The organism is Acidovorax sp. Root275 (genome assembly GCF_001428965.1).
Lineage (GTDB): Bacteria > Pseudomonadota > Gammaproteobacteria > Burkholderiales > Burkholderiaceae_C > Acidovorax > Acidovorax radicis.
Window position 1 is genome coordinate 1 of the sequence record NZ_LMJH01000002.1, and the last position, 1,159, is coordinate 1,159.

1 protein-coding gene is annotated in these 1,159 nt (G+C 61.4%); it reads left to right on the forward strand.

Annotated elements, in window-relative coordinates:
* Positions 1 to 1,158: elongation factor Tu (gene tuf, locus ASE52_RS08130; RefSeq protein ID WP_198928090.1), on the forward strand; the 1,158-nt coding region annotated here is incomplete at its 5' end.
* Position 1,159 lies beyond the last annotated feature (1 nt).

Consider the following 1,159-nt stretch of genomic DNA (forward strand, 5'->3'; position numbering starts at 1 on the left):
CACGTCAACGTGGGCACGATCGGCCACGTGGACCATGGCAAGACGACGCTGACGGCAGCGATTGCTACCGTGCTGTCCTCCAAGTTCGGCGGCGAAGCCAAGGCATACGACCAGATCGATGCAGCGCCCGAAGAAAAGGCCCGCGGTATCACGATCAACACCGCCCACGTGGAATACGAAACGGCCAACCGCCACTACGCCCACGTGGACTGCCCAGGCCACGCCGACTATGTGAAGAACATGATCACCGGCGCTGCCCAGATGGACGGCGCCATTCTGGTGTGCTCGGCCGCTGACGGCCCCATGCCCCAGACCCGTGAGCACATCCTGCTGGCCCGCCAGGTGGGCGTGCCTTACATCATCGTGTTCCTGAACAAGTGCGACATGGTGGACGACGAAGAACTGCTGGAACTCGTCGAAATGGAAGTGCGCGAGCTCCTCGACAAGTACAACTTCCCTGGCGACGACACCCCGATCATTCGCGGTTCTGCCAAGCTCGCCCTGGAAGGCGACAAGGGTCCTCTGGGTGAAGAAGCCATCATGAAGCTGGCCGAAGCCCTGGACACCTACATCCCCACGCCAGAGCGCGCTGTGGACGGCGCCTTCCTGATGCCTGTGGAAGACGTGTTCTCGATCTCCGGTCGCGGCACCGTGGTGACCGGCCGTATCGAACGCGGTATTGTCAAGGTCGGCGAAGAAATCGAAATCGTCGGTATCAAGGACACCGTCAAGACCACCTGCACCGGCGTGGAAATGTTCCGCAAGCTGCTGGACCAAGGCCAAGCGGGCGACAACGTTGGCCTGCTGCTGCGCGGCACCAAGCGCGAAGACGTGGAACGCGGCCAAGTGCTGTGCAAGCCCGGCTCGATCAAGCCCCACACCCACTTCACCGCTGAGGTGTACGTTCTGAGCAAGGACGAAGGCGGCCGTCACACGCCTTTCTTCAACAACTACCGTCCTCAGTTCTACTTCCGCACGACCGACGTCACTGGTGCCATCGAGCTGCCAGCCGACAAGGAAATGGTCATGCCTGGTGACAACGTGTCGATCACTGTGAAGCTGATCAACCCCATCGCCATGGAAGAAGGCCTGCGCTTCGCTATCCGCGAAGGTGGCCGTACCGTGGGCGCTGGCGTCGTGGCCAAGATCCTCGCGTAAT